General features: G+C 62.7%; 10 protein-coding genes. 2 read left to right on the top strand and 8 right to left on the bottom strand.

Going from position 1 to position 12,528, the window contains the following annotated elements; genetic code table 11:
• Positions 1 to 41: 41 nt before the first annotated feature.
• Genes tsaD through CLAC_RS02245 form a run of 7 tightly spaced genes read right to left on the bottom strand, consistent with a single transcriptional unit; the run spans position 42 to position 7,830 of the window.
• Positions 42 to 1,139, bottom strand: a complete 1,098-nt coding sequence (gene tsaD / locus CLAC_RS02275) for a tRNA (adenosine(37)-N6)-threonylcarbamoyltransferase complex transferase subunit TsaD (protein WP_245621941.1) — start codon at positions 1,137 to 1,139, stop codon at positions 42 to 44.
• A 34-nt stretch (positions 1,140 to 1,173) separates the two neighbouring features.
• Complete coding sequence (locus CLAC_RS02270; RefSeq protein WP_053413206.1) at positions 1,174 to 1,602, bottom strand: hypothetical protein; 429 nt, start codon at positions 1,600 to 1,602, stop codon at positions 1,174 to 1,176.
• A 57-nt stretch (positions 1,603 to 1,659) separates the two neighbouring features.
• On the bottom strand, positions 1,660 to 3,396 hold the full coding sequence (locus tag CLAC_RS02265) for a pyruvate dehydrogenase (protein ID WP_053411518.1): 1,737 nt from the start codon (positions 3,394 to 3,396) through the stop codon (positions 1,660 to 1,662).
• 52 nt (positions 3,397 to 3,448) lie between these two features.
• Positions 3,449 to 3,922 carry a ribosomal protein S18-alanine N-acetyltransferase gene (gene rimI, locus CLAC_RS02260; RefSeq protein ID WP_053411517.1) on the bottom strand — a complete coding sequence of 158 codons (474 nt, stop codon included), beginning with the start codon at positions 3,920 to 3,922 and terminating at the stop codon, positions 3,449 to 3,451.
• 14 nt (positions 3,923 to 3,936) lie between these two features.
• A complete protein-coding gene (gene tsaB / locus CLAC_RS02255; RefSeq protein WP_053411516.1) occupies positions 3,937 to 4,599 on the bottom strand; it encodes a tRNA (adenosine(37)-N6)-threonylcarbamoyltransferase complex dimerization subunit type 1 TsaB in 663 nt (220 codons plus the stop codon).
• 10 nt (positions 4,600 to 4,609) lie between these two features.
• Complete coding sequence (gene alr / locus CLAC_RS02250; RefSeq protein WP_053411515.1) at positions 4,610 to 6,262, bottom strand: alanine racemase; 1,653 nt, start codon at positions 6,260 to 6,262, stop codon at positions 4,610 to 4,612.
• The gene (locus CLAC_RS02245) at positions 6,259 to 7,830 is read right to left on the bottom strand and encodes an NAD(P)H-hydrate epimerase (protein ID WP_053411514.1); all 1,572 of its coding nucleotides are present in this window, start codon (positions 7,828 to 7,830) and stop codon (positions 6,259 to 6,261) included. Before CLAC_RS02245 ends, alr begins: the two co-directional genes overlap by 4 nt.
• A 24-nt stretch (positions 7,831 to 7,854) precedes the next feature.
• Between CLAC_RS02245 and CLAC_RS02240 the strand changes: the two genes are divergently transcribed.
• On the top strand, positions 7,855 to 8,940 hold the full coding sequence (locus tag CLAC_RS02240) for an esterase/lipase family protein (protein WP_082313031.1): 1,086 nt from the start codon (positions 7,855 to 7,857) through the stop codon (positions 8,938 to 8,940).
• A gap of 207 nt (positions 8,941 to 9,147) precedes the next feature.
• Positions 9,148 to 10,506 (top strand): HNH endonuclease signature motif containing protein, encoded by a 1,359-nt coding sequence (locus CLAC_RS02235; RefSeq protein ID WP_053411512.1) that lies wholly within the window; start codon positions 9,148 to 9,150, stop codon positions 10,504 to 10,506.
• Here the strand turns inward: CLAC_RS02235 and glmS are convergent.
• Positions 10,489 to 12,363: a glutamine--fructose-6-phosphate transaminase (isomerizing) gene (gene glmS, locus CLAC_RS02230; protein WP_053411511.1), complete on the bottom strand. Its 1,875-nt coding sequence runs from the start codon at positions 12,361 to 12,363 to the stop codon at positions 10,489 to 10,491. The two genes, CLAC_RS02235 and glmS, sit on opposite strands and share 18 nt — an antisense overlap.
• Positions 12,364 to 12,528 lie beyond the last annotated feature (165 nt).

Raw genomic sequence — 12,528 nt, 5'->3', positions numbered from 1 at the left:
AACAACCTTCGTTAGCACTCTACCCGCGCAAGTGCTAACACTCAACAAGAATGAATGCAAGAAAGAATCGGCTCCTCGACCGGCATGGATGGATCAGTGGGGCACGCGTACCCGGAAGGCTGTGCGCCATCGGCAATGAGGTAGGCGGCGGCGGCACCAATCATCACTCCGTTGTCGGTGCATAGTTTCATGGGCGGGACGTGTAGTGTGATGCCCGCCGACGTTGCCCGGGCCGCCGCTAGTTCGCGCAGCCGAGAGTTCGCGGCCACGCCGCCGCCGAGTAGTAATGTGTCGGCGCCGACATCCTGTGCGGCCCGAATGGCCTTCTTGGTTAGCACGTCGCAGACGGCCTCCTGGAAGGAAGCGCAGACGTCTTCTACCGAGTACTCGTGGCCCTCCTTCTCGGCGGCCTCGACATATCGGGCGACGGCGGTTTTCAGGCCAGAGAAGGAGAAGTCGTAGCGTGCGTCTTGCTGGCGCATCATCGCGCGCGGGAAGGCAATGGCTTTGCGGTCGCCCTGCTTCGCCAGGCGATCAATGACTGGGCCGCCGGGGTATCCAAGGCCGAGCAGGCGAGAGACCTTGTCGTAGGCCTCCCCCGCGGCGTCGTCAAGCGTAGAGCCGAGCTCTTCCATGGGCTGCCCCACCCCGCGAACCCGAAGAAGCTGGGTGTGCCCACCGGAGACCAGCAGCGCGACAGCATTGGACAGGTCGGCACCGTCGAGGGCTCCCACTGCCACGTGGCCGCCCAGGTGATTGATGCCGTAGAAGGGAACACCCCATGCGGCGGCGTAGGCCTTGGCACCTGCGGAGCCGACGAGCAGCGCCCCGGCCAGGCCTGGACCGACGGTGGCTGCGACACCATCCGGAATGAAGGTGTCAACACCGAGCTTCTCGGCTGCCTCCTCGCGGGCCTGGCGCACCACGGGCTGCAGCGCCTCGAGGTGCGCGCGCGAGGCAATCTCCGGAACGACGCCACCGAAACGGGCGTGCTGCTCCATGGAGGAGGCGACCACGTTGGAGAGCACCTCTACCTGCGGGAGGGTTTTCGAACCGTCGTCCGCAAACCGCATGCGCATGACTGCGGCACCGGTCTCATCGCAGGAGCTTTCAATCGCCAGGAGGGTCATCTCGGTCATAACCGTGATGTTACTAGGCCAGATGCAATGCGGTTTAAATCTCCAGGCGCCCCAGATTCATCACGGCACCACGCCACAGGGCGAACTCCTCCGGGTAGTCATCGCGGTAGTGGCGCACGGCGCGCATGCCATGCTTGACCTTGTCAATCTCCGCGTCGGTGATGTCTTCGCCTTGCGCGTCGACGAACAGCACGGGGCCACAGATGGCGGTAGTTGGGTCCGAGAAGAAGGCCGAGTTGCCGGTGGCGGCCTCATTGCGGCCGAGGGAGGCAACCGGGTTCGGCTCCGCCCCCTCCGCCTTGGCATTGGCGTTAAAAAGCGCGGCGTATTGTGAGCCGTCCTCCTGGAAGGCAACGGAGACCCGGTCGGTGGACACCCCGCCGAGGAAGGCCGCGGCGGAGTCCAGCTCGAATTCAATGACGCGATGCGTCAGGTCCGGGTTGACGAGAAATCCTTTGGTCATGGGCATTACAGGTACCCCAACCAACCGGGCCCCGCATCTCGAGGCGCCTACCCCCGGCTACGGCCGCGGCACGTTACGCAGGTTCGACCGTGCCATGTCGATCATCTGGCCGACGCCTCCGCCGAAGACGGTGCGGGTTGCCGCCCGCGAGAAACCCATCAGCATCTCCCAAGTGATGTTTGCCGGGATAGATAGGGCGTTCGGGTCGGTGACCATGTCGACCAGGACAGGACCGTTGTAGGCCAGCGCCTCCTGAATAATGCGCGGGGCATCCTCCGGGTCCTCGATACGGAAGTGCTTGATCCCGACCGCTTTCGCGATCTCTGCGTAGTCGACGTGGTCGTGGTCGGTCTCGTGCTCCGGCAAGCCCTGGACGAGCATCTCCAGCTTCACCATGCCGAGCGAGGAGTTGTTAAACACGAACATCTTCACGGGCAGGTCGTGCTGTTTGACGGTAATCAGCTCGCCCAGCAGCATGGACAGGCCACCATCGCCGTTGAAGGAAATGACCTGGCGGTTTCGGTCCGCGGCCTGGGCGCCGATTGCCTGCGGGAGCGCATTGGCCATCGTGCCGTGCCGGAAGGAACCCATCTGCTCGCGCTTGCCGTTCGGCGTGACGTAGCGGGCGGCCCACACGTTGCACATGCCGGTGTCGACGGTGAACACGGCGTTCTGGTCCGCGTAACGGTCGATCAGGTCGGCAACGTACTCCGGGTGGATTGGCGTCATATTCTCCACGCCGTGGGTGTACGCCTCGATGACCTGGCTGAGCAGCCGCTCGTGGTTGCGCAGCTGGTTGTCTAGGAACTTCCGATTCGTCTTTTCTTCGACGTGCGGCAGAATCGTCTCGATTGTCGCCGCGACATCGCCGACGACCGGGTATTTCACCGTCGTTCGGCGACCAATCGCACGGCCGTCGATATCGACCTGCGCGACGTTGTCGTTCGGGAGGAAGTCGTTGTAGGGGAAGTCGGTGCCGAGCAAGATCAGCAGGTCCGCGTCGTTGGACGCGTCGTGACAGGCACCGTAGCCCAGCAGGCCCGACATTCCGACGTCGAAGGGATTGTCGTACTGGATGTACATCTTCCCGCCGAGCGCATGCCCCACCGGGGCCTTAATCTTCTCGGCGAGCGCCAGAACCTGCTCGCGGGCATTCTTCACGCCAGCACCACAGAAGAGTGTGACGGTCTTTGCGGCGTTAATGGCGTCGGCAAGCGCGGCGGCCTCGCCCGCGTCCGGGAACAAAACCGGGCGACCGCGGCTGACGGTGGAGGTGACGTAGTTGTCGTTTTCCACCTCGTGGGTAGTGATGTCGCCGGGGAGGACCAGCACGGAGACGCCGTGGCCGCTCATCGTCGACTGGATCGCGTGATGAAGGATGACACCGCCCTGCTCAGCCGAGTTGACCATCTCGCAGTAGCCGGAGCACTCGGCGAAGAGCGCCTCCGGGTGCGTCTCCTGGAAGTAGCGCGAGCCGATCTGCCGCGATGGGATATGCGATGCCAGCGCCAGCACCTTCGCGCCGTTTCGGTGTGAGTCGTACAGCCCCTGAATCAGGTGCGTATTGCCGGGGCCACACGAGGCGGCGCAGACGGCAAGCTCACCTGTGACCAGCGATTCGGCCCCCGCGGCGAACGCCGCAGCCTCCTCGTTGCGGACGTGAACCCACTCGATGTCCGACTGCCGCACTGCGTCGACGATGGGATTCAAGCTATCTCCCACCAGGCCGAAGATGCGCTTTACGCCCTGTCGCTGGAGGGTTTCTACGAGTTGTTCTGCATAGGTTTTAGCCACGGGCTCCGGTCTACTCCGGGGATACATGGCGCGTCAACGATCCGCCTGCGAACTATGCGGAATCGTTACAGGCGCTGGCAGGCCGACACATAGTGTACGCGTCGGCCCCGGAGGCCGGGTAGTAGTTCTTGCGCAGTCCCATCCGCTCGAAGCCGTACTTCTCATACAGCGCAATCGCCGGGGCGTTATCCGTGCGCACCTCCAAGAACACAGGCCCCGGGTCCTCGCCCGCCGCGGCCATCAGCGCGTCCATCAGCTGCGCGCCGAGCCCTCGCCCCTGCCACTTACTCGCCACACCAATCGTGTGAATCTCGTACTCCGCCGCCCCCGCAGACCCCAACTTCGTGATGCCGCCATAGCCGCACAGCTCCCCCTCCCGCTTTACGACGCCCACGTAAAAGTTATTCGGCGCCGACAGCTCCGCCACGAACGCCCCCTGTGACCAGGGGTCATCCCCAGCGAAAAGCTCGGCCTCGATGTCCGCGCACGCGGCTGCTGCCGACGGCCCCAGTCGCACAAGATCCATGACGAATGCTCCTCTTAGCGCATCGACTTCGGGATGGCGGCGTCCGGGCGGCGCAAGTACAGCGGCACCAGCGGGCCAGGCTGCGCCTCCTGCGTGCCGTCGACGAAACCGGCAACGCGCGCCATGTTCTCCGGTTGCGGCAGCGCCTGGGTCCCCTTGCCCGGCGCGACCAGCTCTGCATGGTCGAGGCTGCCGCGAACGGTCGCCGGCTCGAAGCCCGGCAGCTCCTGCTGGATTAGTCCCAGGACATCAGCGGGCTTGGCTACCGCAGGGCCGAAAACGCGCTCGCCGTCGCGGTAGGCGGCGAAGTAAACCTCCCGGCGCCGGGCGTCGGTGACGACCAGTTCCTCGCTCACACCTGCAGCAAGGGCGTCCAAGCTGCAGATTCCGTGGCAGGCAACGCCCAGGGCATCCGCGAAAGAGGCCGCGGTCGCCATACCAACGCGCAACCCCGTAAACGGTCCCGGTCCGCAGCCGACTACCACCGCATCGAGGTCGGCCGGGGCCAGGGTGGCGTCGGCAAGCGCCTGCTGAATCAGCGGCACCAGAACCTCGTTGTGCGCGCGGGCATCGAGGTGGAGCTGCGCGGCCAGGGTCTCGACTTCCCCACCGGGCGCCACTCGGACGATACCAGCGGTGACCTGCGGAGTCGAGGTGTCTACGGCGAGAATGTTCATGCCCTGTACCTTACCCACGCGACCAGGCCCACGTGACCACGCGGGTGTCGTCAGCACGCGAGCGGTCGATGGTAATGCGCAGGTAGTTCTCCGCCAGCTGCTCGGCCAGGCCCGTGCCCCATTCCGCGACAACAACGCTGTCCTCCAGCTCGGTATCCAGGTCCAGGGAGTCCAGGGCGTCGAATGCGCTGATGGCACTCGGCTCGGCGGCACCGTCCGAATCCGGGCCCTCCTCCCCGAACAGGCGGTAGGCGTCGACGTGGATGAGCGGCGCGCCATCGTCCAGCGGCCGGTGCTCGCGGGCGATGGTGAAGGTCGGCGAGGTCACACGACCCCGGACGTTCATGCCGCGGGCGATGCCCTGAGTCATGGTGGTCTTGCCCGCACCGAGTGGCCCGTCCATGATCACCAGGTCCCCTCCGCGCAGGGTGCGGCCGATTTCCTCGCCGAGGTAGCGCATGTCCTCTGCCGTCGGCACGACACGCGAGTGCACCCAATGGCGCTGCGTGCGACCCTTCGGGGCCGTCAGAATCTCGTAGTTGATCGTCCCGGACGCATTCGCGAGTTCATCCAGGCCAGGCTCACCCAGCTCCGGGTCACCGACTATGACCGCAATGTCGCCGGTGCGCACATCGGAATCCGGGCCGAGGTCCACCACGAACTGATCCATACACACGCGCCCGACCTGCGGGTATCGCTTGCCGTCGATGCTGACCTCGAAGCGCCCCGACGCCGAACGCATCATGCCGTCGGCATAACCACAGGGGACGACGGCGACAGTCGTGTCTCGATCCGCGGTCCAAGTCAGCCCGTAGGAGACCGACTCTCCCTTCGGCAGCTTCTTGACCAGCACAACCGCGGCCTCCCAGCGCATTACCGGGCGCAGGCCGTGGCGCGCACCCGCGACGGGCTCTCCGCCGTAGATGGCCAGTCCCGGCCGCACCATGTCGAACGCCAGGTCGGGCCGCTCCAGCGCCGCCGGAGAGTTCGCCGCGTGATTAACTAGGCCCTCAACGCCCGCCTCGCGCAGCGCCGCAATCGCGGCTCGGAAATTCTCCGCCTGCCTATCGACGCTCGGATGCTGCGGCTCGTCCGCGCAAGCGAAGTGGGTAAACAGACCGGTGACCAGCAGCTTCTCCTCAGCATGCAGCTGGGCCACCTCGCCTACGGCAACGTCGAAGTCTCCATTGGCCATAGAAATTCCGGAGCGCCCGAGCCCCGTGTCCACCATGACCGTTACGCGCGGCCTACGCCCCAGGACCGCGCCAGCCTGCGCAACCGCGTGAGCGTGAGCGACCGACGGGATGCCCAGCTCAATCTCCTGTTCCACGGCCTGCCTGACCAGGTCGACCGCCGCCGCATCCCAAATCCAGGCGAGGATTGGAACCGCGGGGGCGTCGGCAAGCGGGTCGGACAGAGCTGCGCACAGCGAAAGAGCCTCCTCCAGTGTGGCGACACCCAGCTGCGTAGCCCCGCCGCCAATCGCAGCGCGGGCGACCTGCGTCGCGCCCTGCGAATAGCCGTCCGCCTTGACCACGGCCATGAACTCGTCGACGCCGCTAATCTGCTTAATCGTGGCGACGTTATGCGCGACCGCATCGAGGTTGACTGTCTGGGTTAGGAGCGGCTGCACGGTAGGCTGCGGAGACTGCGAAGAAGTCATAGCGATATTGTGCCACCCGTCCCGGATTGACCTTCGGATTGGTTGTCGGATTGGGACAGCCATGCGGTGGCGGGGCGAATGGATTCGGCAATCGCAGCCGCATCACACGGGGCGGGGCCGAACTCGGTCCTCGCAGCGAGATAGGCCGAGCGGGAGTGAATCACGGCGGGGACGTAGAGCTCCGCGCCACGGGCAACCCACGCCCCGACCAGACCCGACAGCACATCGCCGGAGCCGGGCGTGGCGGCCCAGGAACTGCCCGCGTCCACCACGACTACATCAACCCCAGACTCTCCCGGCGCGGCGATAACCGTGCGCCTGCCCTTCAGCAGCACCTCGCAGTTAAGATCGCTGGCCAGAGCCCGAGCGTCATCGATAGGAGCGGCAACAGGCCTGCCCATGAGTCGCTCGTACTCGCCTGCGTGCGGGGTCATGATGGTGCGCAACCCTGCAGTGCCCCTGTCGCGAACGCGCTGTCGCAACGACTCCTCCCGGGCCAGGACTGTTAGGGCATCGGCGTCGACGACGACGGGCTTTTCGCTCCCGAGAATTTCGCCAAGCTCGCGCGCCGCGTCTTCGCCGGTTCCCCGCCCTGGTCCCACAACCCAGGCGTCTACCCGAATCTCAGATACCGGCTCCGTATCCGCGCGGGCGATGACGGTGGGCAGGGCCGTCGTGACGCGGGCGCAGGCCTCGGCGTCCCCTCGGTAGATCACCGCGGGGCTGGTCGCGCGCACTGCCGCGGTCGCACACAGCACTCCGGCCCCTGGATACCGACTGCTGCCTGCGGCAATCCCGGTAACACCCGTCGAGTACTTGTGGTCCGCCGAACCGGGCTCGAGGACAAGGCTGCTTCGATCACGAATCAAACCGTCCTCGAGCGCGTGCCGGAGCGCTACCTGCCGCGCCCCGCTCGCTAGAGCGTTCGCAAGGAGAGTTTCCCCAAGTCCGGGAAGCTCCGGGCTCACCCGGTCCAGGCGAATATCTCGCAAAATGACGTCTCCACATGCCTCCGCCATGGCGTGGGCGTAGCGAAGCCCTCCGAAGGTAACGGTCTTCGCTGCATGCACATGCTTTTCGGCCGCGCGTCCAGTGTCCGCTTCGACTCCGCTCGGCACATCGACTGCGAGTATTGGCACCCGCGCCGCTTCGATCTCCTCCACGATTCCCGCGGCCGACACTCGCAGGGGCCCGCGCCCACCTAAACCGACGATTCCATCGATCGCCAGGCCGTAGCGTTTCCCAATCGAGTTTTCCAGTGGGAGCTGGATTACCTGCCCGCCCGCGTCCCGGAAGGCCTCCAGCGCCCGCTCGTGTGGATTTTTACCCAATAACACGGCGTCGACCGCACGCCCGGCGGCCAGCAAGTCGCGCCCGGCGTAAAGGGCATCTCCCCCGTTTCCGCCCGAGCCGACGAGCAGCAGAACCCTCCCGCGCGTGCCCATTCCCTCGGCTACCTCGGCGACGGCGGCCGCGGCGTGGAGCATCAGCTCGTCGTCACGCGTCTGCGCGTCCAGGTAGGGCCGCTCCGCGTCACGAATTTCGGCGACTGTATAGCAGTAGGTCATACCCCAAGCCTACGATTGGGCTCTATGAATAACTACCTCACTGGAAGACGCGCCCAGGGCCCTTTAATCTCACTCTTTCCGGTGGCCTACGCGCGTTCTCTGCGCCATCCCGAGTGGATCCCCACCGGGGCGCGCGACGTTCGGGAGGTACTGGAAGGCGATCCCTTCGACACCCCTGAAGATGAGGTCCCTGTCGTCCTGATCCACGGCACCTGGATGAACTCCTTCAACACCTTCACAATGCTCGCGCCTAAACTCGCCGAGGGCCGCACCGTCTATTGCCTCGATTACGGCGCCGACCCTAACGCCCTCGTGACCAAGGCACCCGGAGTCTACGGTTCCACCGACCTTGCCGACGCATTTAACGAGGTCAGCAGTCTCCTCGACGCCTTCCGTGCGCACATTGGAGCCCGCCGCATCGATCTTGTCGGGCACTCCCAGGGCGCGCTCCACTGCCGCATCTACGCCAATGCCCACATCGATTCGCTTTACGACGACGCCCTCTCCCGCGGCCTCACCCCAGATGAGGCGGAGGAGTTCGCGGCGATCAACAGCCCGGTTCGAGCGGTGGTTTCGCTGGCGGGCAACCACCACGGGACCTCGGGAGGCCTTGCCTATCGAGTGCTGAAGCCCCTGGACCGGCGAGGCCTGCCCGTGCGACGCGCGCTCGATTCTGTCTTCGGCCGGGCCGGGGTGCAGCAGAGCCTTAATTCGGTATACATCACCGGCGTAAATAAGGCTGAGCGGGGACTAACACGCCGCGGCCCGCACTATCTGAATGTGGGCACCCCTTTCGACACGGTGGTGACCCCGTGGCACGGCGAGTTTTTACCGCTTTTCGAGGGGCACGATATTCGCAATGTCAACAATGCGGATGCAGCCGGAGATTGGTCCGACCACCTTGCAATCCTCTTCTCTCCCAACGCTATTGCGACCGTGGCCGATTACCTCGAGGAGATGGACCAAGCGGGCGAGTCAGGTGCGGGCGACGTTTGGCGAGCGCAGGGCGCCAGGCCTCGCGCCGCGCGCTCACGCTCTCCCCGAGTACTGCCCTTTGTGGGCGCCCTTCCCCGCGGCAGGATGCGCGTTCACCTGCGAAATCGACACTAACGAAAGCCCCTCGCTTCCTAGACCCTACGCACCTTACATCGCCCCAAAATGAGCAGTAAAGGTTTTCCAAAAGGCATTGACTTACCTTCGAAAGTGTGTACGATTAATGGTGTAAGGGAAGCAATTTGGCAGCAATAGGCGAAAAGCATTTCACGCCACTACAGCTGCATCTTCCAAGGGGTTTTCGGGGAATATGGGGAGGGAATCATGGACCCGACTTACAAGTCACATCGCAAGAGAAAATTCGACCAGCTCAGAGGCGATCCTTACTGGGCTAACCAATGCAGCTCAGATCCGGTCAGCGAGCTTGCTCGCGCCCGTAATCGCGCGGACTTGGAATTAATTGACGCTTGCGTGCCGGATCCGGAAACTGATGTCAACAATCATGCCGCACGGCTGTCTGTACGCACAGGTTTAGGCCGAGGTCAGTGCCTGGCACTGTGCGATATTGGGCTTCTGCTCGAGGCGCTTCCCAAGCTAAGGGAGGTCATAGAAACAACCTTGTCCTTTTCGCTTTCTCATTTGCGTGCCATTTCGACCGGCGTCGCTGGACTCGCCCCGCACCAACTAGCCGCTGTCGAGCCACACCTTGTAGAGCTATTAACTCCAGTCCGACCACGCCAAGCAGTTATTGGCGTACGTCGCCTCGCTCGGCTGATTGGTGATCTTGTCGCAGAGTATGACGACCGAGCCCGAAACGACGGCACTCAGCGCGTTCACAAAGGGGAAGGAGTAACTGTCAGCGACGCAGGCGACGGCACCCACTCGTTTGTCACGGCTGTCCTCGAACGCGACCGGGCTACCGAGCTCATGGCGGCGATTCAGGGTGTTAGAAATCAAGAGATAAGCCAAGGAAACGACTGCACGCAGGCAGACGCTCTATTAAAACTTGCGCAGAGTTCCACCAACGCGGAAATCGTCATCAACGTCTACCGCGATGCCGCTGGTGGTCCCGCGTGGGTTGACGGCGCGGGGTGGTTAAGTGAGGTCGCGACCGAGGAGTGGATTCAGCGCGCGACTCATATTCGCCTCTCCTCCGACAGCACGGTCACCGGATATCGCCCCTCCGAAAGCCAGGTCGCAAGAGTGCGAGGCAGAGACGGCACCTGCCGCTTCCCCGGATGCGATGTCCCTGCCCACAAGTGCGACCTGGACCATATCCAGCCTTATAACCACGAATCGCCCAAAGATGGCGGCCCGACTAGCAGCCAAAATCTCCACTGCCTGTGCAGACGCCACCATAACCTCAAAACACATGAGGGTTGGAATATCGACAGGTTCGAGGACGGCACGGAGATATGGACCTCACGCGAAGGCGACATCGCTACCAGTGTCCCGAGTGGGCCGCTCAAGAACGTCGGCAAGCAGACCTTCGATAAGCGGGCGACGCGGAAGATGGAGACTATCCACAAGCGCCACATGGACTGGCTGTTGTCATTCTGTGAACCAGTGGACGAGCACTACGAACTAACCGAGGAGGATGAAAAGAGAATCGAGTCCCTCACGGATGAGGAACTCGATAGGGAAATCAATCAGTACTTCAATGACCTACTCGACGGTGACTGACTTAGCAAGGTTACGCGGCTTGTCAATATCCTCATTGCCGCACTGGCGAGCAATCTCCGCTGCCAGGAACTGCATCGGAATGGTCGACAGAAGCGGCTGCAGCAGAGTCGAGGTCTCCGGAATCTCGATTAGGTAATTGGCGTACGGGATAACAGCCTCGTCGCCTTCCTCGGCGATGACGATTGTCTTGGCACCTCGCGCACGAATCTCCTGAATGTTCGACACAATCTTGGAGTGCAGTACCGCACGCCCCTTCGGGGAAGGAACCACGACGACGACTGGCAGATCGTCTTCAATCAGCGCGATGGGGCCGTGCTTCAGCTCACCTGCAGGGAAGCCTTCTGCGTGGATGTATGCCAGCTCCTTGAGCTTCAACGCACCTTCCAATGCGACTGGGAAACCAACATGGCGCCCCAGGAACAGCATCGTCGGGATGGCGCCAATCTCCTTCGCCATCGAGATGAACTCATCACCCTTTTCGACAACCTTGTCGATAAGGGCCGGGATGGACTCTAGCTCGTCGAACTCTCGAGTCACTTCATCTGGATACTTCGTGCCACGAGCCTGGGCAAGAGCCAAGCCAACGAGGTAGTTTGCTGCGACCTGCGCCAGGAACGATTTTGTCGCTGCGACACCAATCTCCGGGCCAGCGTGAGTGTACAGGACGGCATCAGACTCTCGCGGAATCTGCGCGCCATTGGTATTACAGACAGCAAGGACCCGAGCACCCTGGGACTTCGCGTGACGCACAGCCTCGAGGGTGTCAGCAGTCTCACCGGACTGTGAAATAGCAACTACAAGCGTCTGACGATCCAGCACTGGATCACGGTAGCGGAACTCAGACGCAACCTCGATTTCGACGGGGATGCGTACCCAGTGCTCAATGGCGTATTTAGCCAGCAGACCCGAGTGATATGCGGTACCACAAGCTACGACGAATACCTTCTCAATATCGCGCAGGTCCTGGTCATTCATCCGGGACTCATCCAGCACAATGCGACCGTCGACCAGGTGACCAGCGAGGGTATCGCGAACAGCGGCGGCCTGCTCGTGGATCTCCTTCATCATGAAGGAGTCGTAGCCGCCCTTTTCTGCCGCAGCCAGGTCCCAGTCAATAGTGAAGGGACGCCCCTCCTGCTCGTTGCCGTCGAAGTCGAGAATCTTGTAGCTATCTGCAGTGATAACTACAACGTTATCCTGCCCCAACTCCACGGCATTGCGGGTGTAGGCAATAAACGCAGCCACGTCGGAGCCGAGAAACATCTCCCCCTCTCCAACACCGACGATGAGAGGAGTGGATCGACGCGCAGCAATGACCTTGTCCGGGTGATCCGCATGGCTGAACAGCAGCGTGAAGGCGCCCTCAAGGCGGTTCAAAACGGCAAGTGCGGAGGCTTCAAAGTCCCCGGCTGTGCCATTGCCGTCAGACCCGTCCATCGCACGCGCGAGAAGGTGCGTTGCAACCTCGGAGTCAGTTTCCGACTTCAGCTCAATTCCGGCTTCCTCGAGTTCCTTCCGAAGCGGGGCGAAGTTCTCAATAATGCCGTTGTGAACAATGGCGACTTTGCCGTCATAAGAAACATGCGGGTGGGCATTCTCGTCGACCGGGCGACCATGCGTAGCCCATCGGGTGTGGCCGATTGCTGTGGTGCCGGAGAATTTGTCTCGGCCTGTTTCTTCTAGCGCCGCTTCGAGATTGGCGAGTTTACCGGCCTTCTTCTCGACAGCAATATGGCCCTGGCCATCGGCAATAGCAACACCTGCGGAGTCATAGCCTCGATATTCCATCCTCCGCAACGCATCGACGGCGATATCAAGAGCACCCTGGTGTCCCACGTATCCAACGATTCCACACATGACAAACAGAATAACCCGCCATGTCAAGAAACGTCACTATCGTAAAGGTCACGGCCAGAGTAAAGAGCTATCGACCCCTGGATTGCTACCTAAATAGCAGCAAAAAGACCCCATCCAACCTGTTTCTCAAGCAAACTGCTTGAGGTTATAGATAAGCTAAGCCTC

The organism is Corynebacterium lactis RW2-5 (genome assembly GCF_001274895.1).
GTDB classification, from domain to species: Bacteria; Actinomycetota; Actinomycetes; order Mycobacteriales; family Mycobacteriaceae; genus Corynebacterium; species Corynebacterium lactis.
The sequence above is the reverse complement of the archived record's forward strand: the minus strand, read 5'-3'. Positions and strand labels throughout refer to the sequence as shown.

Coding starts and splice junctions, on each gene's coding strand:
- tsaD (WP_245621941.1), bottom strand. CDS start 1,139: ATGACCGAGATGACCCTCCTGGCGATTGAAAGCTCCTGCGATGAGACC.
- CLAC_RS02270 (WP_053413206.1), bottom strand. CDS start 1,602: ATGACCAAAGGATTTCTCGTCAACCCGGACCTGACGCATCGCGTCATT.
- rimI (WP_053411517.1), bottom strand. CDS start 3,922: ATGGATCTTGTGCGACTGGGGCCGTCGGCAGCAGCCGCGTGCGCGGAC.
- tsaB (WP_053411516.1), bottom strand. CDS start 4,599: ATGAACATTCTCGCCGTAGACACCTCGACTCCGCAGGTCACCGCTGGT.
- alr (WP_053411515.1), bottom strand. CDS start 6,262: ATGACTTCTTCGCAGTCTCCGCAGCCTACCGTGCAGCCGCTCCTAACC.
- CLAC_RS02245 (WP_053411514.1), bottom strand. CDS start 7,830: ATGACCTACTGCTATACAGTCGCCGAAATTCGTGACGCGGAGCGGCCC.
- CLAC_RS02240 (WP_082313031.1), top strand. CDS start 7,855: ATGAATAACTACCTCACTGGAAGACGCGCCCAGGGCCCTTTAATCTCA.
- CLAC_RS02235 (WP_053411512.1), top strand. CDS start 9,148: ATGGACCCGACTTACAAGTCACATCGCAAGAGAAAATTCGACCAGCTC.
- glmS (WP_053411511.1), bottom strand. CDS start 12,363: ATGTGTGGAATCGTTGGATACGTGGGACACCAGGGTGCTCTTGATATC.